This window comes from Salinisphaera orenii subsp. halophila YIM 95161 (genome assembly GCF_003732545.1).
Lineage (GTDB): Bacteria > Pseudomonadota > Gammaproteobacteria > Nevskiales > Salinisphaeraceae > Salinisphaera > Salinisphaera orenii_A.
Map to the genome: position 1 here is coordinate 1 of NZ_AYKF01000023.1, position 1214 is coordinate 1214.

Annotated in this window: 1 protein-coding gene; it reads left to right on the plus strand. The window is 61.3% G+C overall.

Going from position 1 to position 1214, the window contains the following annotated elements; all coding sequences use genetic code 11:
• Positions 1–196 precede the first annotated feature (196 nt).
• On the plus strand, positions 197–1180 hold the full coding sequence (locus SAHL_RS02190; RefSeq protein WP_123589780.1) for an IS110 family RNA-guided transposase: 984 nt from the start codon (positions 197–199) through the stop codon (positions 1178–1180).
• Positions 1181–1214 lie beyond the last annotated feature (34 nt).

Genomic DNA, 1214 nt, shown 5'->3' on the forward strand with positions numbered 1-1214 from the left:
CAACAGGCCCTTGTGTCTTGCCAGCGGGGTTGTTTAGCTAGCAGCCCCAGTGCCCGGCCGGGTGAGCATCCACAGGCCCTGAGGCTTCGAGCCCGAGCGTTAGATTATGCCCCCGGCCGGTTATATCTCTGCAACTTGAATGGTATCCAAGCCCCTGCAGAGCAGTGAGGCTGTACGGACAAGGAGAAGTGGCGAGATGTCGGCTTTTATTGGCATTGATGTCAGCAAACACAAGCTCGATTGCGCCTGGCTACGTGAGCCTGCCGCCGGCAAGGTCAAGACCAAGGTCCTATCCAACGATGCGCGCGGTCATGCACAGCTACAGCGCTGGCTTGAACAGCACACGGGCCAGCCCATCGCCACGTGCCATATCGTGCTCGAGGCCACGGGCATCTATCATGAAGCACTGGCCTATGCGCTGCACGACGCCGGGGCAGGCGTATCGGTGATCAACCCGGCCCAGATTCGCGACTTCGGCAAAGGGCTGGGCGTGCGCGGCAAGACCGATGCCAAGGATAGTGTCGTATTGGCGCGCTACGCGGCGACCCAGCGTCCGGCGTTCTGGCAGCCCGAACCGGCCGCGATCCGCGAGCTCAAGGCGCGCGTGGCGCGCCTTGAGGCACTGGACAGCGATATCCAGCGCGAATGCAATCGACGCGAAAAATCTGAAGTGACTGGCGACACCGAGATCATCGCCTCGATCGAAACGGTTCTGTCGGCGCTGCGCGCCGAACGGGCCCGGCTGGCGCGTGATATCGATGCTCATATCGACGGTCATCCCGAGCTCAAGCACGATCAGGCGCTGTTACAGAGTATTCCCGGCATCGGGCCCGCGGTCTCGCTGCGTCTGATGACTACGCTACGCAGTCGATCGTTTGCGAGTGCGCGACAGGCGGCCGCGTTTGCGGGCCTGGTGCCGGTGCCATGGGAATCGGGCCGCTCGGTATACAAGGCACCGCGGCTATCGAAAGCCGGCTCGGCACGATTACGGCGCCTGCTCTATATGGCGGCCGTGGTCAGCCTGCGATACAACCCGGATATTGCCGCGCAATATGCGCGGCTGACAGGCCGTGGCAAGACCTCGATGAGCGCATTGGGTGCGGCTATGCGAAAGCTCATGCATATCGCCTACGGCGTGCTGAAAACACAAATACCGTATCAAGCTCAAGTGGCTCAATGAGACGCTTGGTGTTCGATTGGCAAGATGGTATCTA

Coding starts and splice junctions, on each gene's coding strand:
- SAHL_RS02190 (WP_123589780.1), top strand. CDS start 197: ATGTCGGCTTTTATTGGCATTGATGTCAGCAAACACAAGCTCGATTGC.